The organism is Coprococcus sp. HCN-4056 (assembly GCF_037892645.1).
Classification (GTDB): Bacteria; Bacillota; Clostridia; order Lachnospirales; family Lachnospiraceae; genus Coprococcus; species Coprococcus ammoniilyticus.
Genome location: NZ_JBBKBL010000002.1, coordinates 126,636 through 151,092 on the forward strand (window position 1 = coordinate 126,636; position 24,457 = coordinate 151,092).

17 protein-coding genes and 1 other annotated feature are annotated in these 24,457 nt (G+C 40.3%); of the genes, 15 read left to right on the forward strand and 2 right to left on the reverse strand.

The window, feature by feature from the left end:
- Positions 1 to 13: 13 nt before the first annotated feature.
- The 3 genes from WKT03_RS03065 (at position 14) to WKT03_RS03075 (ending at position 3,095) form a co-directional block, all read left to right on the forward strand.
- Positions 14 to 1,375 (forward strand): D-alanyl-D-alanine carboxypeptidase family protein, encoded by a 1,362-nt coding sequence (locus tag WKT03_RS03065; protein ID WP_340390894.1) that lies wholly within the window; start codon positions 14 to 16, stop codon positions 1,373 to 1,375.
- Positions 1,376 to 1,471: 96 nt separating this feature from the next.
- Positions 1,472 to 2,329 (forward strand): dipicolinate synthase subunit DpsA, encoded by an 858-nt coding sequence (locus WKT03_RS03070; protein ID WP_173788682.1) that lies wholly within the window; start codon positions 1,472 to 1,474, stop codon positions 2,327 to 2,329.
- Positions 2,330 to 2,510: 181 nt separating this feature from the next.
- Positions 2,511 to 3,095 (forward strand): dipicolinate synthase subunit B, encoded by a 585-nt coding sequence (locus WKT03_RS03075; protein ID WP_117822617.1) that lies wholly within the window; start codon positions 2,511 to 2,513, stop codon positions 3,093 to 3,095.
- A 361-nt stretch (positions 3,096 to 3,456) separates the two neighbouring features.
- Here WKT03_RS03075 and asnB read toward each other — a convergent pair whose 3' ends face one another.
- The gene (gene asnB / locus WKT03_RS03080) at positions 3,457 to 5,313 is read right to left on the reverse strand and encodes an asparagine synthase (glutamine-hydrolyzing) (RefSeq protein WP_340390895.1); all 1,857 of its coding nucleotides are present in this window, start codon (positions 5,311 to 5,313) and stop codon (positions 3,457 to 3,459) included.
- A gap of 444 nt (positions 5,314 to 5,757) precedes the next feature.
- On the opposite strand from asnB, the gene WKT03_RS03085 reads away from it, so the two are divergent.
- The 11 genes from WKT03_RS03085 (at position 5,758) to WKT03_RS03135 (ending at position 21,825) form a co-directional block, all read left to right on the forward strand.
- Complete coding sequence (locus tag WKT03_RS03085; protein ID WP_340390896.1) at positions 5,758 to 9,279, forward strand: InlB B-repeat-containing protein; 3,522 nt, start codon at positions 5,758 to 5,760, stop codon at positions 9,277 to 9,279.
- A gap of 14 nt (positions 9,280 to 9,293) precedes the next feature.
- Complete coding sequence (locus WKT03_RS03090) at positions 9,294 to 12,470, forward strand: InlB B-repeat-containing protein (protein WP_340390897.1); 3,177 nt, start codon at positions 9,294 to 9,296, stop codon at positions 12,468 to 12,470.
- A gap of 18 nt (positions 12,471 to 12,488) precedes the next feature.
- Complete coding sequence (locus WKT03_RS03095) at positions 12,489 to 13,436, forward strand: AAA family ATPase (RefSeq protein ID WP_340390898.1); 948 nt, start codon at positions 12,489 to 12,491, stop codon at positions 13,434 to 13,436.
- A gap of 48 nt (positions 13,437 to 13,484) precedes the next feature.
- Positions 13,485 to 14,132 carry a hypothetical protein gene (locus WKT03_RS03100; protein WP_340390899.1) on the forward strand — a complete coding sequence of 216 codons (648 nt, stop codon included), beginning with the start codon at positions 13,485 to 13,487 and terminating at the stop codon, positions 14,130 to 14,132.
- 2 nt (positions 14,133 to 14,134) lie between these two features.
- The gene (locus WKT03_RS03105; RefSeq protein ID WP_340390900.1) at positions 14,135 to 16,453 is read left to right on the forward strand and encodes a transglutaminase domain-containing protein; all 2,319 of its coding nucleotides are present in this window, start codon (positions 14,135 to 14,137) and stop codon (positions 16,451 to 16,453) included.
- A gap of 16 nt (positions 16,454 to 16,469) precedes the next feature.
- Positions 16,470 to 17,519 carry a DUF58 domain-containing protein gene (locus WKT03_RS03110; protein WP_340390901.1) on the forward strand — a complete coding sequence of 350 codons (1,050 nt, stop codon included), beginning with the start codon at positions 16,470 to 16,472 and terminating at the stop codon, positions 17,517 to 17,519.
- Positions 17,520 to 17,599: 80 nt separating this feature from the next.
- Positions 17,600 to 17,863: a binding site (T-box leader), on the forward strand.
- 87 nt (positions 17,864 to 17,950) lie between these two features.
- On the forward strand, positions 17,951 to 19,675 hold the full coding sequence (gene ilvB / locus WKT03_RS03115) for a biosynthetic-type acetolactate synthase large subunit (protein WP_118674588.1): 1,725 nt from the start codon (positions 17,951 to 17,953) through the stop codon (positions 19,673 to 19,675).
- 13 nt (positions 19,676 to 19,688) lie between these two features.
- Complete coding sequence (ilvN, locus tag WKT03_RS03120) at positions 19,689 to 20,195, forward strand: acetolactate synthase small subunit (RefSeq protein ID WP_021943922.1); 507 nt, start codon at positions 19,689 to 19,691, stop codon at positions 20,193 to 20,195.
- A 14-nt stretch (positions 20,196 to 20,209) separates the two neighbouring features.
- Positions 20,210 to 20,656, forward strand: coding sequence for a D-aminoacyl-tRNA deacylase (dtd, locus tag WKT03_RS03125; RefSeq protein WP_118674586.1), 447 nt, complete (start codon positions 20,210 to 20,212; stop codon positions 20,654 to 20,656).
- 155 nt (positions 20,657 to 20,811) lie between these two features.
- Positions 20,812 to 21,483 (forward strand): DivIVA domain-containing protein, encoded by a 672-nt coding sequence (locus WKT03_RS03130; RefSeq protein WP_118674584.1) that lies wholly within the window; start codon positions 20,812 to 20,814, stop codon positions 21,481 to 21,483.
- Between the two features lie 15 nt (positions 21,484 to 21,498).
- Positions 21,499 to 21,825: an SCP2 sterol-binding domain-containing protein gene (locus tag WKT03_RS03135; RefSeq protein WP_021943919.1), complete on the forward strand. Its 327-nt coding sequence runs from the start codon at positions 21,499 to 21,501 to the stop codon at positions 21,823 to 21,825.
- A 162-nt stretch (positions 21,826 to 21,987) separates the two neighbouring features.
- On the opposite strand, the gene WKT03_RS03140 is transcribed toward WKT03_RS03135, so the two are convergent.
- A complete protein-coding gene (locus WKT03_RS03140; protein WP_021943918.1) occupies positions 21,988 to 23,016 on the reverse strand; it encodes a 3-deoxy-7-phosphoheptulonate synthase in 1,029 nt (342 codons plus the stop codon).
- Positions 23,017 to 23,216: 200 nt separating this feature from the next.
- Here WKT03_RS03140 and WKT03_RS03145 point away from each other — a divergent pair, with 200 nt between their 5' ends.
- Entirely contained in the window at positions 23,217 to 24,455 is a 1,239-nt protein-coding gene (locus WKT03_RS03145; protein ID WP_340390902.1) for a D-alanyl-D-alanine carboxypeptidase family protein, read from the forward strand.
- The last annotated feature ends 2 nt before the right edge of the window (positions 24,456 to 24,457 follow it).

The window sequence follows — 24,457 nt, forward strand, 5'->3', positions numbered from 1 at the left end:
ATCCGGTGATCGTATGTTAGGGTTATATTTCAAATATCATAAAAGAAAACAGAAACCTGCAGGAAGAAGGCGACAGAAGATTCCCGCAGGTTTTCTGTTTGTATGGATCCTTGTCACTGTAGTATTGCTCTGTTCTGTGATTCCTGCGAAAGCATTTGTGATGCCGCCGCAGCAGCAAAGGATAGTTCATTGGAATAACCGCAGCAAACAGAACAGTAATACCCTTCAGGTAGATAGAGAGCAAAAGATCACAGACAATGATCTTCATGCACTGTCGGCTGTTCTTATGGATGGAGAAAACGGCAGGATCCTGTATGATAAAGCAGGTGAAGAAGTTCGTGCAAATGCCAGTACGACGAAGATCCTTACCTGTATCCTGGCACTTGAATATGGTGATCTGGACGATACGGTGGTCATATCTTCCTATGCAGCAAAGATGCCGGATGTACAGCTTAATATCAGAGAGGGAGAGGAATATAAGTTAAAAGATCTTCTGTATTCGCTGATGCTGGAAAGCCATAATGACAGTGCGGTTGCGATCGCAGAGCATATTGGCGGAAGTGTGGAACAATTTGCGGAGCTGATGAATCAGAAGGCAGTGGATATTGGCTGCATGAAGACACATTTTATTACGCCAAATGGCTTAGATGCAAAGGATAAACATGGAATACATGGAACAACGGCTGCTGACCTGGCTCGGATCCTGCGGTATTGTATCAAAGAGTCGCCTGAAAAGGATACATTTCTTACGATCACAAGAACGTCTGTCTATTCTTTTACCAATCTTGCAGGAACCAGAAGTTTTACCTGCAATAATCATAATGCATTTTTGAATATGATGGATGGAGCACTGACAGGTAAAACCGGTTTTACAGGAACAGCCGGTTACTGTTATGTTGGAGCGTTAGAAAGGGATGGAAAACTGTTCATCGTAGCTTTGCTTGGATGCGGCTGGCCGGGGAATAAAACTTATAAATGGGCAGATACGAAAAAGCTTATGAACTATGGACTGGATCATTATCAGGAACATACCATAAAAGATGATATCCTGCAAAAAACGGACATTCCTATTCAGTATGATCCCAATTACAGAAGACAGCAGGATGCAGAAAAGGCCACGATCGCATGGGACTGCAGCTTTTCAGAAACATTGTTACTGCGGGAAGATGAGCAGATCACTGTCCGGTATATTCTGCCGGAGAAACTTGGACTTCCGTTGCAAACCGGGATGCAGATTGGTTCCGTTGTTCTGTCAATTAACGGTAAGGTCTATGCTATTTATCCGGTATTTATTACAGAAACAATATCCGAAATGACATGGAAGGATTTTATAAGTGGGTACATAAAGTATTATATTGACAGAAATTATTCCTGATCGTTGAATTATAGTTGTATTATACGGGCAACAGATGACAGGTTACTATATAATATGGAGCATAAGATTGATGAAAAGAAACAGGGAGGTTATTATTTGAAACAGTTTGTTGTAGTGGGTGGTGACCTGCGTTGCCACTATCTGGTTTTATATTTAAAAGAACAGGGCTATCCGGTTTTTACATGGAAGGTGCCGGAACTTGCAGATACCGGAGAAAAATTACAGGATATAATTGGAAATCTCAAGACCGATGATACTTTAAAAGAAACCGGGCTGTTGCTTCCGGTTCCGGTTACAAAGGACGGTATCCATATCAATGGCTGCTCAGGGCTTACGGCAGAAGCACTTGCTTTCATGGTGGGGGACTTTGGTCTGGTATGTGGGGGCGTGATCTCACAGGAACTGACAAAAGCCTGTGCAGAATCAGGTATACCATGTCATGATTATATGAAAGATGACTGTGTTGCACTAAAAAATGCGGTTGCAACGGCAGAAGGTGCGATCACGGAAAGCTTTATGATGAGTGATATCAATATAGAAAACAGCAAATGTCTGGTTACCGGTTATGGAAGATGCGGGCGTGTCCTTGCACAGAAGCTGCTTCGTATGGGAGCGGAGGTGACGGTTACAGCCAGAAGTGTGGAAGCCTGTATTAAGGCAGCCATGGGAGACTGCCATACGATATTGTTGAATCAGTTGGCTTCCTGTGAAAAGCTGGATACATTTGATTTCTGTTACAATACGATACCGGCGCCTGTGCTTGATCGGGCAGTCTTGTCAAAGCTTCGTCCGGATGTTGTTATCTTGGATATAGCATCCAAACCGGGCGGAACGGATTTTGCATATCTGGATGAGCAGGGAATCTGTTATAAACATAGTCTGGGGATTCCGGGACGGTATTCACCAAAAACTTCCGGTGAGATTCTGGGCGAGGCCGTTTTGTCGTATCTTTGATAAAACAGTCACATAATTTATGATCCTGCATATACTATAATAAACATAAAATCATTGTCAGGCAGTAGTATTTGTCTGGTTCTGTTAAATAGTTGGAACCAGACACAACAGCTTGGAATTGATAAAACAGTATGGATCAGAATGATTTTATGGATTGTATTGAATGGAAAGGATTATAGATATGAGTTTATCAGGGTGCAATTGCGGCGTTGCAATAACCGGTTCGTTTTGTACTTTTGATAAAGTAAAGATAGAGATAGAGGAAATGACAAAGCTTGGAATATCGGTATATCCGATCTTCTCCGAACGGTCTGCAACGTACGATACCAGATTTGGCAGAGGGGATGATTTTGTAAAAGACATTCAGAGGATAACAGGGAAGAAAGGGATTTTTACCATCCAGGAGGCAGAACCGATCGGACCAAAAGCATATCTGGATGTACTGGTGATCGCTCCATGTACAGGCAACACACTTGCAAAGTTATGTAACGGTATCACGGATTCTCCGGTGCTGATGGCAGCGAAGGCGCATATCAGAAATAATAAACCGCTGATCATCAGCATTTCAACAAATGATGCGATGGGGATGAATTTTAAGAATATCGGAATGTTGATGAATATGAAGAATATTTATTTTGTTCCATTTTATCAGGATGATCCGGTAAAGAAGCCGAATTCCCTGATCGGAAAACTGTCCATGATACCGGAGACGATAGAGGAGGCTTTAAAGGGGAAGCAGCTTCAGCCGGTGTTATGTGACAAATAAAAAGAATTGAGAGCCTGTAACCTTAATTTCATTTGATGCCCTATATAATTACATGACTTGCTTCATTTCTATTCGACTCGCACACCTATTTGTCAGCAGTCGCCCAAACTCACCCTAACGGGTTCAGACATGGGCTTGGTGTTGACAGCTAGTGCAAGTCTCATAACGAAATTACGCAAATGTCAGTAATTTATATAGGGCATCATATTGAATTACAGGTTACAGGCTCTTTATTTACTTTATAAGAAGGTTCGTTTTTATAAGATAAATAATCTGTTGTCAGAGGGTGGAAAGAGTATCGGGGTGTGTTTTGGTTCTGGTATATAAGATATAAACACCCACCGGCTGGTGGGTGTTTTGGTCAGAGTTCGATGGAGATCTGGTATTCTTTCAGCCAGAAGTTGATCTGTAATAAATATGCCATCATCTGTGGGCCTGCCATTAACTGGCCGTACCACGGTTTGCCATAATCCTTCGGAGATTCCAGGAACTGCAGAACCGCTTTTTTATCCAGAAACCGGTTGACAGGGCTTGCAACATCGTGGATCACTTCTCTTAACCGGTCGGCAAGGATCGTTTCATAAAGCGGGTTATAGGTCTTAGGATACGGGCTTTTCTTCCGGAACAGGATTTCATTTGGAACCAGATTTACAGCGGCATGACGGAGCAGGCTTTTCTCTGTCTGGTTTCGGTATTTGTATTTCCATGGCACATTAAAGACATACTGCAGAAGATGGATGTCAGCAAATGGGACTCTTGCCTCCAGACCATGATACATACTGGTACGATCCATACGGTCAAGCAGGGTCTGCATGAACATCCGGATATTCATGTAACCGATCCGGCGACGGGATTTCTCGATATCGGATTCTTCCGGCAGCACCGGAATCTCGGAGATGATCTGATGGTAAAGATTTTTTACATAGTCATCCATCTGCAGAGCATCTGCAAATTCCGGATCCAACAGTTGCTTTCTTGGTGTAAGATCGGTCATCCATGGAAAAGTATCGGATGCAAGCAGATCTTCCCGGTAGAACCATGGATATCCGCCAAATATTTCATCGGCACATTCCCCGGTCAGCACAACCTTATTGTTTTCAGATACCAGCTTACAGAAATACAGCAGGGATGAATCAACGTCTGCCATGGTCGGCTGGTCTCTGGAAAGAACGGAATCATAAAGCAGGTCGGCAAGCTCTTCCATATTGCAGGTCAGGTAGTGATGTTTCGTTCCGAGGAAAGAGACCATCTGATCTACATATGGCCGATCCTGTTCCGGCTGAAAAGCATTTGATTTAAAATAGCGTGAATTATCGGTAAAATCAAAGGAATAGGTATCTAATATCTGCCCCTGTTTCTTCAGTTCTTCCGCACAGATGGCACTGACGATCGAGGAATCGATACCGCCGGACAGAAAGGTACAGATCGGAACATCGGATACGATCTGTCGTTTTACTGCAGCGTTTAACAGATCAGAGGTCTTTTCCACGGTTGTCTGATAGTCATCGGTATGAGGTATGCTTTGGATCCGGAAATAGCAGGTGGTGGAACAGCCGAATCGGTCATATCGTATATAATGACCGGGTTTTAGTTCGTCGATTCCTTTGAAGACACCGCAACCGGGCGTTTTGGACGGCCCGATGGCGAAAATCTCACATAAGCCTTTTTTATCCAGTCTTGGAAATGTGCCGGGATAACAGAACAGTGCCTTTCGCTCTGATGCAAAGACAAGTGTCCGGTCAGATAAAAAGGTATAATATAAAGGCTTTACACCGAATGGATCCCGGTAAAGGAAAATGGCTTCTTCTGTATGATCGTAGATTGCAAAAGAAAATATACCATTGATATGTTTTACAAAGTCAGGCCCATAGTATATGTATGAAAACAGCAGTACCTCGGTATCGGATGTTGTGGAAAAGGAATAACCGCGTAAGATCAGTTCCCTTTTCAGTTCATCTGTATTATAGATTTCTCCATTGAATACGATCGTGAACGTTCTTCCCTGTACTGTGCGGGACATGGGTTGAAGTCCGGCTTTGATATCCCGGATGGATAATCTTGTATGAGACAGTCCGCATGTATCCGTCAGAAGAATACCATCATCATCCGGCCCGCGATGCTTTTGCTTTGCATTCATGGCAGACAGAATATCACGAAAATGTCCGGGCGTTTCCAGGTATCTGCCATGTACATTATAAAATCCAGAAATAGAACACATAGATAACTCGTTTCGGTTTCGTCGTATAATTGTATGAAACAGGGCAGTAAAATATGCAGAAAAAGAAATCCGAAAAATACAAAACAAAAGTGCCGAAAAATACAAAATAAAGTTGTTTCGATTGGATGTTTGCGGGATTGATAAAAGTAAAATATAATATATATACAAAACTATTTACAAAAATTGGTCAGATTGCTATAATATACGAGGTGCGACATAGAAATTAACAAAACATAAGGAAGAGATTGGAAATAGATTCATGAAAGCCGGAAAGATCCGGCAGGGGGAACATAGATGGACAACAGACAATTCTATATCTGAACCGAATAGTGTTGTAAAAAGCATATGGAGAAGGCATATGTTTTTTACAGCACTTTTTTTACATAAAAAATTATTTTGAATACAGAGGTATAACGATTAAATATTGTAAAGGGAGAGAAGAATATGAGGAATCATTCAAAGGCATTCAGACATTTTATGATCATGATGATAACGGGCATCCTGATCCTGACAGGAAGTTTATTCTGTTCTGGTACAGCAAATGCAAAGGAAGGGGATTGTGGTAATACTTCAGATGGAAAGTTCTGGTATGAAGTGATTACCGATCCAAAGGGAAAGACACCTGGAAAGGTTTCAATTTCTGCTGAAGTATCAGGTGGGCATTTTGGCAATAAGATAGTTTACCCAAATACGATCATAGGTAAAAATAAAAAGAAATATACTGTTGTAGAGATTGATGGTATGTCAGTTGACGAGAACGATTATTCAAATGTAGAAGAAAAAATCACCGAGATCACAATTCCAAAAAATTGCGAAACAATAAGTGATTATGCATTTGAAGATATGAATATAAAAAAAGTAACATTTGAATCAGGCTCGAAATTAAAAAAAATAGGAGAAGAAGCATTTTCTACCAAAAAAACGATATCTACAATTACCATTCCCAAGTCTGTAGTTTCAATTGGTGCCGGAGCATTTAATGCCGGAGTATTAAAAGTTAATTTTGAAAAAGGATCGAAATTCAAAGATATATCAAAAATGAAAAAGGGCAGTTATTGGTGGGTGAATGAATGGTGGACCGCCGATGAAATCTATAATTATCGTATAATTTCAGAACCGAACGGTAATAATCCCGGTAAAGCAGAACTGATAATGTATGATCCAAAATCAACAAAGAAAATAGCATCATATACAATCCCTAATGTAATTACAAACCCTGCGAATAAGAAGTATAGTTTATATTCGATTGGTGAGGATTGCTTCGCATGTGATGAATCGATTTCCAATATCACGATTCCAAAGAACTGTGTCATCATTGGTGAAAATGCATTTATGAGTTGTGAATTAAAAAAGGTTATATTTGAAAAAGGTTCATGTTTGAAAGAGATAGATGAGGCTGCATTTTATAGCTGTGTGAATTTAAAAGAAATTGTTATACCAAAGCTTGTAGAAAGGATAGGTGTAACAGCGTTCGCTTATTCTGGTTTGAGAAAGATTACATTTGAAAGTGGTTCTAAATTAAAGTTTATTGGTGGACTGGCATTCGATGAATGTGATCTTGGAAATGTATATCTGCCAAATAACAATATTACCTTTGATACCGCTGATCTGGAAATGGGAAGTGCGTTTGGTACGGGTAATAAAACAATTTATACTGCCAATAAAGCGACATATCAAAGAATGATAAAAGAGCTGCAGAATGAAGAAAATTATGGAAATGTTGATTATAAGGCGGTCTACACCGGACCATATAAGATTACATATATGATACCAAAGACAGTAGGCTCTAAGACTTATAATAAAGTAGAACAGACGAACCTTCGATATAATACGCAGGTAACACTGAATCCATCATATGATAAAAATGTATATAAAGGATACAGTTTAAAGTTTACCGGTACTTTGACAGACAGTGATGGAGAACAATATACAGTAACTTATAAGTATGGTCAGAAGGTGGATCCTTCCGGACAGGGAGATGTCGTATTATATGCATCGGCTGTTCCAAATACATATCAGATCCGCTACAATGCAAACGGTGGTATTGGTTCTATGAACATTCAGGATGGGGTTGTGTATAACCAGTATATAGAATTGCGACAGAATAATTTTATGAAGAGCGATTCTGTCTTCAAATGCTGGAATACAAAGCCGGATGGAACAGGAACATCTTATAAAGAAGGTCAGAAGGTCACAAAACTGACAGCCGAAAGCTCTATTACACTTTATGCGATCTGGGAAAAGAGAAGCATTAAGATCCGTTTCTCTGCCGGTGAAGGTCAGGGAACCATGCAGGAGGCTACCGTAAAGCAGGGCGAAACCTTGAAGCTTCCAAAGTGTACATTTACCTGTCCTGGAAAGAAATTTTACAGATGGCAATGGATATATACGAATCCGGATGATTCCCATAGCTTTATTGTCGGAACCTACGAGGATGAGGCAGAATTCAGTGATACACAGAATATTTATGCAACGGCATCCGGATATTATGAATTTCTGGCGGTGTGGAGTGATGCCTCCGGATATAATCTGACACTTGTTCCGAATGGCGGAACTGGTACGGAAAAGAAAATTGTGCTCTCAGCAGATAATCTGGATGATTCTAAAACAGCATATGAAATTTTCTCAACGGATTTTCAGAAAGAGGGAAGCTCTTTGATCGGTTTCCAGTTTGATAAGGATGAAACAATCTATCCGGTCAAAACCATACAATCCTGGAGATTGAGCAAACTGTATTCCTACCTCAGGGAATTATATGGGGCTAATACAGAAGTTCGGATAAATGCTGTCTGGGAACAGAAAACATACAGTATTGTTTTCGACGAAACAGATGGTGAAGGATATATGGAAGCAGTTGTCTTTAAATGTGGAGAAACAGCAAAGCTTCCAAAGTGTACATATGAAAAGGATGGATATCAGTTCATCGGATGGGCAGAGGAATCAGATAAGAATGTTGTTGTATATGAAGATGAAGCAGAGATCCTGCATAATACGGAAGATGGTATTGCGTTATATGCAGTATGGAGCCCGGTAACCTATCGTATCGTTTATAATGCGAACGGAGGATATGGAAGCATGAAGGGTGAGACTGTTACATATGGAGAATCCATTAAACTTGCAGCATCAGCATATCGGAGACCGGGATATACCTTCCATGGCTGGAGTACCGATAAGACAGGTGGAAAGGTCTATAAAGATCAGGCAACTGTAAAGAATCTGCTTCCTTATGAAGGAACCGTGACGTTATATGCAAGATGGACAGAAAATGATGTTACGATCACATTTAATCCAAATGGCGGAACCGTTGGACGGACCAGCAAGGTTGTAGGCTATGGGGATACCTGTGGCACGCTTCCAACACCGGTAAGGGATGGATATGAATTTAAAGGCTGGTTTACAAGCAAGTCCGGAAAAATTCAGTATACCAGTTCAACAGTTGTGGATCTGGAAGGCAGTCTGACGTTATATGCAAGATGGCAGGCAAAGAAGATAACGGTTACATTGAATGCTGCAGGTGGCAAGATCAATGGAAATAAGAGCAAATTTTCAATTGATACCGGAACAGGAATTACGGGACTTCCTGGAGCAAAAAAAGAGAATTATACCTTTGATGGATGGTGGACGGATTATACCGGAGGCTCCAAGGTAACGGCAGGAACGACATTTGCAAAAGATACACAGATTTATGCGCATTGGAAATCCAAATCAACCGGCAAGGTAAATGTCCGGTTGACGATCCGGAAATATGCAGGTGCGGAAGGCTGTATTATTTATTATTCAAAATACAGTGATTTCTCAAATGCAAAATCTGTTAAGATACAGAGTTCAAAGACATCATTATCAACGATGATCAGCGGACTTGAAAATGGAACAAAATATTATTTCAGAGCCAGACAGTACAAAGTAAAGAATGGCAAGAAGAAATATGGAAAATTTGGAAGTACGATCAGTAAAAAAATACCATAAGGAGGGCAAGTAAGATGAGTAATAGTATAAGATTTAAAAAGCTGATCCTGGCAGTTGCAGCAGTTCTTTGCTGCGGAATCTGTATTTTCAGTATATCAGGGAATGCATCTGCAGCAACATATACCGATAAGTCGGGCAAATGGACCTGTACAATCGTAGATGAGACGGCAAAGACAGTATCGATCAAACCTGCAAAAACAGGAGTAGCAGGTGTCAGCAAGGGTGCAATCACAATTCCTAATACAGTTGTAGTGAATAGTAAAACGTATAAGGTAACTATGATCGCAGGATCTGCATATGCAAATAATAAAACGATCACATCTGTAAAAACGGTATCCGGAAGCTCTCTGGTTCAGATCAATGTAAATGCATTCCAGAATTGTACAGCACTTACAAATGTGGATTTCAGTATGTCAAATTCTCTGACAAAGATTTACGGTACTGCATTTGCAAACTGTACTGCAGTTACGAAATTCAATTTTAAAAATTCAAACCTGACCGGAGTTGCAGCAAATGCATTTTCAAAGGCAGGAAAGAGTACTACAAATATCTGGGTAAAGAACAGCGGATCATATAATAAAGTTAAGGCAAGTGGTACGTTAGTTTCTTCACCTGTAGCATATAACTATACGATTACTTATAATGGAAATGGAAAAACCGGTGGAACAGTACCTGCTGCGGCAAGTGCTGTATATACAACAAACATTACATTGTCTTCCAATGCGTTGACACGAACCGGATATACATTCGGCGGCTGGAATACAAAAGCAGATGGAACCGGCACCAACTACAAGGCAGGACAGTCTGTTAAGGGAATTACAAAGACTGGCGTGATCACATTATATGCTAAGTGGACACCGATCCAGTATAATATTCGTTTTCAGCATCGATATTCAACAGAAAAGGGTGCTATGTCGGATATGACATTAACCTATGATAAAGCAGCAAAATTAGATCCGTGTAAGTTTACCAGAGATGGTTATATATTTAAAGGATGGGCGGTCAATGGCAATCCGGATAAAGTTGTATATGCAGATCAGGCAAGTGTAAAGAACCTGACAACGAAAACAGAGATCATATGTTTATTCCCTGTCTGGACACCGATCACATATACAGTTACTTTTGTGGAAAGAGATGACAAGACTCCGGAGGTTGTAAATGCAACTTATGATCAGAGCCTGCCAAAGAATATTCCGGGGCGTACCGGCTATACATTTATGGGATGGTCCAGAAAGGCGGACAGATCAACAGTTGATTATGCGCCAAGAGCCAATATGATCAATCTTACAACTACAAATAAAGCAAATGTGACACTGTATGCGGTCTGGGAGAAAAAGTCATATACATTTACATTTTATCCGTATAAAGAATATGGCACAAACGATGATCCGGGCTATACCGTAAGTGGCGTACAGCCGGATAAAAAATGTTATTATGATACAGCGGCAAAATTAGATAAATGTGTATACAAGAGAGCTGGTTATACATTTGCCGGCTGGTATACAGAGCTTCCATCCAAACAGGTGCTGCCAGATGGTGCGGATGTTACAAACTTTATTGATACATCAGATACCATTCCATTATATGCGTTATGGGAGCCGATTAATTATACGATCACATTCAGTCTGGAGAATTCGGATGATGATGTAATCGGAACAGCACCGGAATCCATAGCATGTACATATGATGCGGAATATACGATCCCTGCATATGATATTTCCCAGTTCAGTAAAGAGGGATATGTATTTGCGGGCTGGGTTCTGGATGATACAAAGAATGTGACCGAGGATATAAGGAATACTGTTTTTGAGCCGGGCGAAACATATAAGAAAAACCTGACAACAAAAGCAGGAAAGGATGTTGTACTGGTTCCTAAATGGGTGGCATTTAATTATCGTCTGGAATATAAGCTTGGTAATCAGGTGATCGCACCAAAGGATTTCCTGTATGGTGAGAATGTAACCATATCAGATGTGGATGAACAATATTACAAAGCCGGATATACCTTTGACAGATGGAATACAAGGGAAGATGGAACCGGAACGGACTTTTTTGCCGGGGATATCATCCGAAAGAAAAATCTGAATCAGATATTAAAGGATACAAAAACGGAAGATAACCATGTGACGATCACATTGTATCCAAAATGGACGGCAAACCGGTATAAGGTCACTCTGATCTATAACGATGGAGAGGCGAATACTTCAGGAACGATTTATGTAACCTATGGTTCTACATATAATAATCTTAAAAATCCAACCAGAACCGGATATACTTTTCAGGGCTGGTCAACAGATGAAAAGCAGTTAAAGGTGCGAAAGAGCACAGATCGTGTAACGATACTGGATAATGTTACATTGTATGCATTCTGGAAAAAGAATACATATAAAGTAACCTATAATGCAAACGGTGGAAAAATAAACAACAAGTCATCTTATGTGAAAACTTATCAATTTGAAGATTCTGCCAATACCGGATTTAAAAATGGAACACTTCCTGTACCAAAACGTGCCGGATACCTGTTCTCCCGGTGGACTTATAAATCAGGAACAAAGACTTATACTCTGATGCAGGGAACGGCGATCAAACAGAATGTCACAGCGACTGCAGAATGGACAAAGGTCAAAGCGAAAAAGGTTACAGCGAAAAAGACTACCTTTAACAAGATAACAAGAGGCAGAAATAAAGGAAAATATAAAGTTACATTAACCTGGAAATGTGAAAAAGCCGATGGATATGAATATCGGTATGCACCAACTGCTAAAAAGTTAAGCAATGCAACGACCTTTGATATCAGAAATAAGAAAGAAAAGATCCTTCCTGCGATCAGCCTGCAGACCTATGCAATTTTTGAAGTCAGAAGTTATCGTTATGATTCGACCGGGGCAAAGATTTACAGCAAATGGACAAAGATCTATGATGTCGGAGCAGATAAAGTCAGTGTAACCTTCGATGCGAATAAAGGAAAATTTGGCAGTAAGAGTACAAAGAAAGTAAAAGTAGTAAGAAATCAGAGTGTAGCGACCGGATTCTTAAAGGGAAAACTTGCTGCATTAAAGCCAAAGAGGGCAGGTTATAAACTGGTCGGCTGGTATTACATCAATAAGGACAACAAAAAAGTTAAGGTAAAGAACAGCACAAAGATTAAAGATAAAAACATTGTGATTTATGCAAAATGGAAGAAGAAATAACATACGGGGTAGAAAAAGATGAATAAAAAAATTGCAGATCTTAGAATGGAAATGAACAAAGTCATTAAAGGCAAGGATGATATCATTGTTAAGATCATTATGACCGTTCTTGCATCCGGACATATCCTCTTGGAGGATAATCCGGGACTTGGCAAGACAACACTTGCAAAGACATTTTCAAAAGCAACTTCTATGCAGGATAATCGTATCCAGTTTACACCGGACACAATGCCAAGTGATATTCTTGGATATTCCATGTATAATCAGCGGGAAGGAAAGATGGAGTTTGTGAAAGGACCGGTATTCACGAATCTGCTGTTAGCTGATGAGATTAACCGTACTTCCAGTAAGACACAGGCGGCATTGCTTGAGGCTATGGCAGAAGCAACAGCAACGGTTGATAATGTTACGTATCAGCTTCCAAAACCATTTATAACGATCGCTACACAGAATCCTATCACCAGTGGTGGTACTCAGGCACTTCCGGACTCCCAGCTTGACCGTTTTATGGTGCGCTTAAGTATGGGATATCCTGATGTACAGAGTCAGGTAGAGATGCTGATGGAGGATCATGGTCAGAATCCGATTGATGCAGTACAGCCTGTCATGAGTGTAGAGGATCTGATACAAATGCGTACAGATGTAGCGAATGTATATATTTCTTATGAGATTGCAGATTACATTTCCAGACTGGTTGATGCAACCAGACATCATGATAAGATTGAGTGTGGTATCAGTCCACGAGGCACAAAGGCATTCGCTAATATGGCAAAAGCATGTGCCTATATGTATGATCGTAACTATGTGATTCCGGAGGATGTTATGTATGTTATTTATGATATATTCAAACATCGTCTGATCTTGACCCCTTCTGCACGCAGAGAGAAGAATGGAGCAGAAAATATTATTTACGATATCTGTCAGACGACAGAAGCTCCTTCTATGGCGGGAGAAAGATCCAATTAAAACAGAAGCTGAGTTAAGGTAAGAAGATGCGAGAAAGGACCTGATGAAATGAGAAAAAGAAAAATCTTGTTATTTGCATTGTGTCTGACTCTTGGATGTTCCCTGACTGCATGTAAGCGTGACCGTTCGGAATTCGAACGTGAGGATTATATGAAAAATCAGGAGGCAGATAAGGAGCAGGCGGCTAAGTTATCCGGACAGGACCGTTCAGAAGACGATACAGAGAATACGGAAGATACTACGACTGAGAGTGATGCGACGACGGAAATGCAGGGTGGCAATGCTATGCTCGAGATCACAACAGAGTCTACAACGGAATCAAGTACAGAAACGACGACTGAAATGACGACAGAATCTACAGAACAGGCGCAGACAACAGAAGAAAAGACATCTGAGCCTAAAACCGATGCACCGGCACAGAATACGGAAGCTAATACTGAAAAGCCAAAGGATGACCCGAAAAAGGATAGTAAAAAAACATCAGACGACGGTGATTCATCAAAAAAAGACGGTAATAAGCATAATAATGATGGCAATGGCGGTGATGGTGGAGATGATTTTGGTGACGGAGATGATTTTGGCGACGATGACGGTAACGGCGATGGCGGCGGAAGTGGATCCGGCAATAAAAAGGGATCAGACGACGATGATGAAGATCTGGATGCTCCGGATATAGATGTAGATTTGGTTGAATAATTATGAAAAACAAAAAGACACAGATAGAGAAAGAACATAAAAAAGACAGAAAAAAACGAATGATTCCAAAACGTAAGCTGCAAAATGGATTAAAGCTGCAAAATAACAGACAGGAGATCCGGCTCGATCTGCAGGCACTTTCCGTAAAAGAATCCAATTATCTTGCAATTCGTATAGTGCTTACCTTTTTGGCATCGGTGAGTGTATTATTTTGCTGCTTCAGTGCATTTCAGGTTAAAGTTTCACTGATTGTGACAGCGGTTCCGGCACTTGTTATGGCAGTTATTTCCCAGATCCTTTTTCTCAGGAAAAAGTCAGGCTGGATCGGCGGTACAGGGATGGCTATTGTGATCGCTGTCCTGTCTGTGATCCTGTTGAACAGTGTTTCAAATGGTTTTTCAGCAATCGCAAATGATGTACTCAGATCGGTCAATAAGAATATGGCGATGGCAAATCTGATGTTTGTTGTGAATGAGGACAGTCTGGTTGCAGATGAATATATTGCATCCATAATTCTTTCTCTGCTCGTAACATTTGTATTTGCAATTTTCATTCGGTTTCATCTGAATGCCTGGGTAGTGCTGCTCCAATTCCTGCTTTGTGCATCCGGATTCATGTATAAATGTATTCCGTCAGTATGGACGCTCGTACTTGCCGGAGTTACGATGGTGGGAATTTTGCTTGCTGGCAATATCAAAGGACGGATCACGAAGGACATGTATGCAGGAATGCTTGTATTTGCAGGAGTTCTGGCAGGAGCTGCATGTCTGATCTTTATACTGCTCACATACATACCGATCCCGGTGGTTGATGATATAAAAGATTCAATTGTATATAACGGCGGCAATCTGATCTATGGCAAAAATGATTATCCGGAGGGATCGTTCAAACGGTTTCATACAGTTGAAACAAATGGAAGCAAAAAACTCCATATCGAGATGTCAGAGCCTGCTGTGATGTATCTTCGGGGCTATGTCGGTTCCAAATACACGGAAGACGGCTGGACAGAAAACGATAAGGATATTTACGGCGGAGATTATGAAGGTGTATTTGAATACTTTGCAAAATTTAATTATTATCCTTTAGCAACACTTGCAAGTTATATGGATATTACAAAGATCAATGATGCAGATATGCCGTTGTCAGATATTATATCGGTTGAGGTTGAAAACCTGGCTGCAAGCAGTAAATATCAATATCTGCCTGAAAATATGACCTACGATTCTCTTCCAGATCTTTATGCACCAAAGAAGGATGTAAATTTTGTAGCACAGGGATTTGGAAACAGAAAGCCGTATAGATTTTATATGGATACACTTTCGAAGAATGACTATGAGAGTATCTATAATGAAAGCTGGTATACGGAAGGCACCGGTGATACGGATTTTATTGACTGTGAACAGACATATGCTTATTTTGCAAGCAAGAATTATACAGAGGTTTCGGATGAAATGAAGCAGTATTTTGACCGGACTCTGCCGGAAGCCGGGAAAAAACTAAATCCGTTTGATGCGATTGATGTAGTCAGACATTATCTGCGGGACACTATAACTTACAGTGAAGATGTAACAGCTAATGATCCCGGAACAGATTTTGTAAAGAATCTGATCGAGAATAAAAAAGAAGGATATTCCGTTCATTTTGCAACAGCCGCTGCTATGATGTTCCGATATTATAATATTCCGGCAAGATATGTAGAAGGATATCTGGTTGCTCCGGAAGAGGGAGAGACATCGATTGATGTTCTGGATCAGGATGCACATGCATGGGTAGAGATTTATGTAAATGGGCTTGGATTTATTCCGGTTGAAGTTACACCGGGCTTCTATTCTGAGGATGATAACAGTACCATTGGTAACGGTGCGGTCAGTGGTTCCGATAATCAGGATTCGGAATCAGAAGATTCCAGCAGTGATCAGGACAATAATGATAATGATGATTCAACGGAGATCAATCTGTTATATATTCTGATCGCAATTGTTTCACTGCTCGTATTATTCCTGATCGTTGTTATTGTCAGACGTGCAGTGGTCTGCAGCAAACGAAAAAAAGCAATGAAGAGTGAAAACCGGGAAAAAGCAGTTGCAGCAGCCAGTCTGTATATAGAAGCCTTGTACAAATATGCCGGTAAGAAGATGGAAGAATCCCTTCCGTCAGAAGTTATTACGGTTTTACAGAAAAACAGATTCAGTAGAGAAGAACTTGACTATACGGATGTTGCGGTTGTAAGAGACTATGCACAAACGGTAAAACAAGAGGTTTATCATTCCAGTAATCTCTGGGGCAGATGCAGGATGCGGTTTGTCAAATGTCTGATATAGGAGGAGAGAAAACGATATGAAGAAAAAAATTGCATATATTATTTTTATCGTTATCTTGTTGCTTTTATTTATCTGGACAAACAAACTGCAGACCTTATGGCTGTTTGGAATGTTTGGGATTATCTGGCTTCCGATGTTTTTTATCAATCGGTATAATGCGGGGAAGATTGCAGTGAAGTTTGATATTATCAATGAGTTAAAGGAAAATCCTGCCTTACTTCTTGAAATAGAGAATTCATCTTTTTTTCCGGTTCCAAAGATCAGGATAGAGTTTAACTGTGAAAATGTTGTATTTGGAACAGAATTCCCTACTTATATTGAATGTTCGGCGGCAAGAAAAAGCAGAGAGAAATACCAGTTTCCGATAGAGAGTAAGTACTGCGGACAGATTAATGTTGAAATATATAAAATCTATATTTATGACTATTTCGGTTTGACGAAAGCGGAGATCCGTTCACATAAGGATTGTATGTTTTATCAATATCCGAAAGAGCGTTCCATGGATCTGTATGATGTAGAAGGCAGTCTTGTGAGCGAGAATGATGTGAATTACAAGCATGTAAAAGGAAATGATATTTCAGAGATCCTTCAGATCAAGGAATATATGAAAGGTGACAGTATCAAAAATATTCATTGGAAAATGTCAGCTAAGCTGGGAAAGACCATGGTAAAAGAACTGGATACACCAAATGATAATTCCGTCATGATATTTTTTGATTATGCTCCTAAGGAAGACAGGAAGACGAATCAGAAGCTGATCGAAGCACTTGCATCTGTCAGTCATGAGCTGATCCGTCTGTCAACAGGTCATACGATCTATCATATGGATACAAAAGAAAATCGTGTTGTTCACCGTGGGGTATTTGAACTTACGGAATATGATGTTATGCTTCAGGAGGTTCTGGAAACGGTAGCGGATAAGAGTGAGTACCGTGTTCTGGATTATATTTTGGAGCGTGGAATTATTCATCGGTTTGCAAAGGTGATCTTTATTACATATGATGCCAACCGGGATGCAGCCTTTGAGATCGAACGTTTAGAAAAGGGGATTGTCCTGTATGTTTGATGCAGGTATTTTGGTGATTTTTCCCAGAAAACGCATTGACTTTTTTTCTCATTTATGCTAAAGTAACAACAGTTTATATGTCAAATGCAATGACAAGGAGGAGTACATACAGGACCGGCTCCCAGAGAGAAGATGGTGGTGAGAATCTTCAGCTAGGATGTATGGAAGTAGCCTTCGAGCAGTGGACTGAAAAGCATGACTTCGTAAGAAGTGCTGAGTAGGATTCAACGGATTTCCCCGTTACAGGAATACAATATAACGCAGATAAGATTTGTAAGTATTGGATGAGAGCAGGAAGAACCTGAATTTAGGTGGTACCACGGATATGATTATTCGCCCTAAGCTGATATACGGCTTAGGGCTTTTTTAGTGGATGGGAAACGCTCTTTTTGGAAATTTATATGGATGACAATTAAAGGAGGATATAGGTTATGGAGATTAATGGAGCACAGATGTTTGTAAAGGCATTACAGGAAGAACACGTTGATACACTGTTTGCCTATCCGGGTGGAACAGCGATCGACTTATTTGACGCATTATACGATGCAGAGGGAATCGATATGATTCTTCCAAGACATGAGCAGGCACTTGTTCATGCAGCAGATGGATATGCAAGATCAACCGGAAAGGTTGGTGTATGTCTGGTTACAAGCGGGCCTGGTGCAACGAATCTGGTTACAGGAATTGCAACAGCAAATTATGACAGTGTTCCTCTGGTATGTTTTACCGGACAGGTACCGATGAATCTGATCGGTAACGACGCCTTTCAGGAGGTCGATATCGTAGGTATCACCAGAAACATCTGCAAATATGCAGTAACAGTCAGAAAGAGAGAAGATCTGGCAAGAATTATCAAGAATGCATTCTATATCGCAAGAACCGGTAAGCCGGGTCCTGTACTGGTTGATATACCAAAAGATATCCAGCTTGCAATGGGTTCGGATGAATATCCGGATGAAGTAAATATCAGAGGATATAAGCCATCAGAGGGTGTACATTCTGGTCAGCTTAAGAAGGCTCTGGCAGAATTAAATCATGCAAAGAAACCGGTATTTCTGATCGGTGGCGGTGTGAATATCGCACATGCAAGAAAAGAAATGCAGGAATTATGTGAATTAACAGGAATCCCTGTTGTTACTACGATCATGGGTAAGGGAGCAATTCCGACGGACCATCCTTTATATGTTGGTAATATCGGAATGCATGGTAATCTCGCATCCAATAAAGCAATCATGGAATGTGATGTCTTATTCTCGATCGGAACCAGATTTAACGACCGTATCACCGGTACGATTGACACATTTGCAAAGAATGCAAAGATCATACATATCGATATCGATGCAGCATCAATCTCCAGAAATATCGAGGTAGACATCCCAATCGTAGCAGATGCAAAGCTTGCGATCACGAAGATGTTAAAATATGCAAAGAAATTAGATATATCCGATTGGGTAGCTGAGATCATGGAAGTGAAGAAACAGTATCCGATCAACATGAATTCTTATAAAGGTGTTACACCTGAGAAGATCATTAAGACCATTAATGAGATGTATGACGATCTCATTATTACAACGGACGTTGGCCAGAATCAGCTGTGGACAACCCAGTATATCGCTCTTGGAGGAGAAAACCAGCTCTTAACCTCCGGCGGTCTTGGTACGATGGGATATGGACTTCCTGCTGCCATCGGGGCAAAGATCGGTAACCCGGATAAGAATGTTATTTGCATTTCCGGTGATGGTGGTATACAGATGAATATTCAGGAGATGGCGACTGCGGTTGCACAGGAGCTTCCGATCACGATCTGTATCTTAAACAATGGTTATCTTGGAAATGTACGTCAGTGGCAGGAGCTGTTCTTCAACAAGCGTTACAGCAGTACCTGTCTGAGATACAGAAAGAGCTGTAATCATGACTGCCAGAATCCTGACAAATGCTGTCCGAAATATACACCGGATTTTGTAAAACTGGCGGAAAGCTATGAGGCGCTTGGAATCCGTGTTACAAAGGAAGAAGAGATCAAAGCAGCATTTGAGCAGGCAAAGGCAAATACAAAGGGACCTACAGTTATAGAGTTCTATATTGATCCAACTGCAAATGTATTCCCTATGGTTCCGGGTGGCAAGTCATTAAATGATATGATCATGGATTGTTAAGGAGGATAGACAGATGAGTGAAAAGAAAAGATGGATATGTTTATATGTTGAAAATGAAATAGGTGTACTTGCAAGAATCTCCGGTCTGTTTTCCGGTAAATCCTATAACCTGAACAGTCTGACTGTAGGAGAAACAGAGGATACGACGGTATCCAGAATGACGATCAGTTTTACCAGTGATGACCGTACTTTTGAACAGGTAAAGAAGCAGTTGAACCGCAGCGTGGAAGTAATCAAGGTGGTTGATTATACGGATATTCCGATTCATAATAAAGAGATCTTATTCATCAAGGTAAAAGAATGTAATACCGATGATAAGGATGAAGTATTCCGTATTGCAAATGCATTTAACTTCAAGATCACGGACTATGACAGAAAGAATATTCTGGTGGAATGTTTACAGACAGAAAATCAGAACAATGATGCGATCAAGTTATTCAAGCAGAGTTTTCCAAATCGGATCGAGGTTGTCCGTGGAGGAAGCGTTGCAGTAGAAGCAATCAGCATGTCGGAGCGCTAAAGGGGATAAAAATTATGAGATTTTTGATTCAGAGAGTGAATCATGCAAGTGTAACAGTAGATGATAAAAAGGTAGGAAAGATCGGAAAAGGTCTGTTGGTATTTGTAGGTGTATTCGAAGAAGATACAGAAGAAGTTGCAGACAAATTAATCCGTAAACTGCTGGGACTTCGTATATTTGCGGATGAAAATGGCAAGACAAATCTTTCTCTTACAGATGTAAACGGTGAGCTTCTGATCGTATCACAGTTTACCTTATGTGCAGACTGTAAGAAAGGAAACCGCCCATCTTTTACAAAGGCAGGCAACCCTGAAAAAGCAAATGCGTTATATGAATATGTCCTGTCTGCTTGCAGGGAAAAAATCGCAGTTACAGAAAGCGGTATTTTTGGTGCGGATATGAGAGTGGATCTGTCCAATGATGGACCGTTTACGATCCTGTTTGATAGCCGTGAAATGTAAAAAAATACATGGGAATGGATCCAAATTGAATATCTTGCATGAAAAATTGTAAATTTTTTTCAAAAACATACGATTATTTCTTGAAAAACATACAAAGAATTAATATAATTGAGTTTAGGTTATGTTAAATAAACACGTAAAGGAGAAGCGCTATAATGTTAACAAAGGAAAGCATTGAAGAAAAGACCTTTAAAAAGGGGCTTTTTGGTTATAATAAAGATGAAGTAAATTCATTTATGAGAGAAGTATCGGATGAGTTTGCTTCATTACAGGCAAAATATGATGCCGCTGTAGCAGAAAATGAACTGGCTCAGAATTCTCTCAGAGATAATAGTGTAAAGATCTATGAATTAGAGAAACAGTTAGAGCAGGCTGCTCCGGGTTCCAAAAAGGAACAGAATGCGGCAAACAGTGAAGCAAACAAAATCATTAACGATGCAAAGAAACGTGCAAATGAAGTCCTTTCCAATGCAAAGGCAGAACTTGCAAAGTTAAAAGCGGAGATGGAAGAGCTTAAGGCAAATGGCGGTACTGTAACAGCAACAGCCAGCACGACAGCTTCATCAATCAATGAAGATACGTTAGAAGCTGATCCGATTACAAAGCTGAAGATGAAGTCTCAGACAACAGCAGAACCTCAGAAGCTGAAGATGAAGCCAAAGGAAGAGCCAAAAGAGGAAAGCAAGCCACAGGCATTTGCAGGGAAGAGTGCTGTAACAGAGGATGAAGAAGACGAAGTAATCGTAGGAGAAATCGAAGAAGGCGTTAAACGCAATCAGGTTCTGATCGGTGATGGCGATGAGGATGACGATTTCGAATTCTTATAAAGCAGGCTGATTTGTATGACATATAGGGAATGCCTCGATTATTTTCATGAATTATCAGTACATAGGAACATAGATGGATTACAGGATGATACCTATTTCCAGTTTGATGTTATTGGACGTGACAGTGGACATTTTTATATTCATTTGAAAGATGGTACACTTGAGGTCATTTCGGGGGAATATAAACAACGAAATGTTCAGTTTATCGTTACAATATCCAGTCTGGAACGGGTGATAAATGGAGTAATGGATCCGATTTATGCATATGCTACAGGAAAATTAAATATTGCTGGTGATGTGTCGTTGGGAAGAAATTTCCTGTCACGCATCATCAAAGAGTAAAAAAGAAGAAACCTGTCAGATATTAACTGGCAGGTTTCTTTTTGCCTTTATAGCTATAAACGATGTGTTACATCTTTATTTATAAAAGAAGCTTGGATATTGTTGCATTACATCTCAACTTAAAAGATGTTTGATATCATTGCATTACACGGTATCAGATTTTTATAACAGATCAGCAACTTCCTTTAAGAGACGTTCTGTCTTATCCCATCCGAGACAAGGGTCTGTGATGGATTTGCCATAGCATCCTCCACCAACCGGCTGATTACCGTCTTCGATATAACTTTCAACCATAACACCTTTTACAAGTTCTTTGATATCAGGATCGTAATTGCGGCTGTGGATAACTTCTTTTACGATTCGTGGCTGCTCATCAAATTTTTTGCCTGAATTGTTATGATTTGCATCAACGATACATGAATGATTTACTAAATTGAACTTCTGGTATGATTCATATAAAAGACGAAGATCTTCGTAGTGGTAGTTTGAGATGGAACGACCATGTTTGTTTAATGCACCTCTTAATATACAATGGGTCAGTGGGTTTCCGTCTGTGTGGGCTTCCCATCCGGAATATAAGAAAGTATGCGGATGCTGTCCAGCAAGACAAGAATTCATCATAACAGTATAATCCCCACTGGTTGGGTTCTTCATGCCAACCGGAATGTCCATTCCACTTGCCGTTAATCTGTGCTGCTGATCCTCAACGGAACGTGCACCGATCGCTACATAGGATAAGATGTCGTCAACATATTGCCAGTTCTCGGAATAGAGCATTTCGTCTGCTGCTGTGAGTCCGGTTTCTTTGATCGCGCGGATATGCATTTTACGGATTGCATATAAACCTTCTAACATATCAGAAGCCTTATTCGGATCCGGCTGATGCAACATCCCTTTGTATCCATCACCCGTTGTTCTTGGTTTGTTCGTATATATACGTGGAATTACAAGAATTTTATCTTTGACCTGTTCTGCAACCTTTGCCAGTCTGTTCTGATAGTCGCATACAGCATCTTCGTTATCAGCGGAACATGGACCAATTATAAATATAAATCGCTTGTCTTCTCCGGTAAAAATTTTTCTGATCTCTTCATCTCGTTTTGCTTTAATGTCTTTGAGTTCCTGTGAGAGAGGATATAACTCTTTGATCTCTTCACCGGTTGGTACTCGTTTGACCAATTTCATACTCATTGATTTTTCCTCCTGTTATAATTTGTCCAGTTAATAAATGACGAAAGTGTCATTCTTTCTTAAATTACCGCATATTGCGCATAATTCTGTAGTATTATAGCAGAATATAATTAATTATGAAAGAAAAATATCAACACAAACATTCTTTATTCATTTTTTTAAGCATAAATTGTATAAATGAACAAATTAGAGGGATGTTATTGAAACGGGTAAAAATGGGAAAGAGGATAGGCAGAGCATTTGCAGGTACGGTTCTTGGAATAGCACTTGTAGTCGGACATATCGGCCAATCGGTAATATATAGTGTTGCTGTAACAGATGGAACAGCAACAGATGAAATAGCGACAGATCAGTCCGGACTTCAATTGGAATCACAATCATGTATCCTTATGGAAGCAACGACAGGAACGGTATTATATGAGAAAAATGCAGACGAAGCAAGGAAACCTGCATCCGTCACAAAGGTAATGACGCTGCTTCTGATTTTTGAGGCAATGAAGGCAGGTGATTATCAGATGTCTGATATTGTAACTGTGAGTGAACATGCAGCTTCTATGGGTGGTTCACAATGCTTCTTTGAGACCGGGGAACAGCAGACGGTTGAAGATATGATAAAATGTATCATTATTGCATCAGGGAACGATGCGGCAGTTGCTATGGCAGAATTCACGGCAGGAAGCGAGGAAGCCTTTGTTCAGAGAATGAATGACCGGGCAAAGGAACTTGGAATGGAGCATACACATTTCGTCAATGCATGTGGACTGGATGCAGATGGACATGAGACATCGGCAAAAGACATTGCGATCATGTCCAGACAGTTGATTGACGAACATCCTGAGATCCTGAATTATTCCGGTATCTGGATGGATTCAATCGTACATAAAACCGCAAGGGGAGAGTCAAGATTTGACCTTGCTAATACAAATAAATTCCTAAATATGTATACCGGGGCAACCGGGCTTAAAACCGGATATACGGCGACAGCTAAATACTGTATGTCGGCGACGGCGAACAGAAACGGCATTACATTGATCGCAGTCATCATGGGAGCTGAAACAAAGGATATCAGAAATAAAGAGGCCTGCAAGCTATTAGATTATGGATATGCAAATTGTAATCTGTATAAAGATGAAAATGTACTTGACACCCGCAGCGTTTCTATAGAAAATGGTATCAGTGACGAACTGACGATTGACAGTGCATCGGACTTCTCATCCGTTCTGCTTCGCGGGGAAAAGGCAGATGATGTAAAGAAGATACTGGTTCAGGGTGAACCGCTTACAGCACCGATAAAAAAAGGAAATGTTGTCGGTCATATAGAATATTCAATCAATGGTCGTATCCTTGGTTCAGTCGAGGTCGTTGCAGCAGAAAATATAAAGAAAATGACGTTTGGCTACAGCTTTAAAAAAGTATTATATCTTGCCTTTCGTTCCTAGAG

Coding starts and splice junctions, on each gene's coding strand:
- WKT03_RS03065 (WP_340390894.1), top strand. CDS start 14: ATGTTAGGGTTATATTTCAAATATCATAAAAGAAAACAGAAACCTGCA.
- WKT03_RS03075 (WP_117822617.1), top strand. CDS start 2,511: ATGAGTTTATCAGGGTGCAATTGCGGCGTTGCAATAACCGGTTCGTTT.
- asnB (WP_340390895.1), bottom strand. CDS start 5,313: ATGTGTTCTATTTCTGGATTTTATAATGTACATGGCAGATACCTGGAA.
- WKT03_RS03085 (WP_340390896.1), top strand. CDS start 5,758: ATGAGGAATCATTCAAAGGCATTCAGACATTTTATGATCATGATGATA.
- WKT03_RS03090 (WP_340390897.1), top strand. CDS start 9,294: ATGAGTAATAGTATAAGATTTAAAAAGCTGATCCTGGCAGTTGCAGCA.
- WKT03_RS03095 (WP_340390898.1), top strand. CDS start 12,489: ATGAATAAAAAAATTGCAGATCTTAGAATGGAAATGAACAAAGTCATT.
- WKT03_RS03100 (WP_340390899.1), top strand. CDS start 13,485: ATGAGAAAAAGAAAAATCTTGTTATTTGCATTGTGTCTGACTCTTGGA.
- WKT03_RS03105 (WP_340390900.1), top strand. CDS start 14,135: ATGAAAAACAAAAAGACACAGATAGAGAAAGAACATAAAAAAGACAGA.
- WKT03_RS03110 (WP_340390901.1), top strand. CDS start 16,470: ATGAAGAAAAAAATTGCATATATTATTTTTATCGTTATCTTGTTGCTT.
- ilvB (WP_118674588.1), top strand. CDS start 17,951: ATGGAGATTAATGGAGCACAGATGTTTGTAAAGGCATTACAGGAAGAA.
- ilvN (WP_021943922.1), top strand. CDS start 19,689: ATGAGTGAAAAGAAAAGATGGATATGTTTATATGTTGAAAATGAAATA.
- dtd (WP_118674586.1), top strand. CDS start 20,210: ATGAGATTTTTGATTCAGAGAGTGAATCATGCAAGTGTAACAGTAGAT.
- WKT03_RS03130 (WP_118674584.1), top strand. CDS start 20,812: ATGTTAACAAAGGAAAGCATTGAAGAAAAGACCTTTAAAAAGGGGCTT.
- WKT03_RS03135 (WP_021943919.1), top strand. CDS start 21,499: ATGACATATAGGGAATGCCTCGATTATTTTCATGAATTATCAGTACAT.
- WKT03_RS03140 (WP_021943918.1), bottom strand. CDS start 23,016: ATGAGTATGAAATTGGTCAAACGAGTACCAACCGGTGAAGAGATCAAA.